Raw genomic sequence first — 236 nt, 5'->3', positions numbered from 1 at the left:
CAAATCTTCAACAAAATACTGCAGCAAGCAATCGAGCATGGCTTGGTAAATATGGATGCCGTGTTCATGGATTCAACACACATCAAAGCAAGTGCGAACAAGAAAATGTACGAGAAGGTATTTGTAGAGGAGCAAACCAAGACATACAAACAAGCTTTAGAAGAAGAAATAAACAAAGATAGGCAAAAACACGGATTGAAGCCTTTGGATTTCACACATGAGAAAGTAAAACTGAA

Annotated in this window: 1 pseudogene; it reads left to right on the top strand. The window is 37.7% G+C overall.

Features of this window, described 5'->3' with window-relative positions:
* Positions 1-236, top strand: a pseudogene (locus N8M09_RS11110) (IS5/IS1182 family transposase); the annotation flags it as partial.

Source organism: Streptococcus mitis, assembly GCF_946190375.1.
GTDB classification, from domain to species: Bacteria; Bacillota; Bacilli; order Lactobacillales; family Streptococcaceae; genus Streptococcus; species Streptococcus mitis_CJ.
This window is presented reverse-complemented; position numbering and strand designations above follow the sequence as displayed.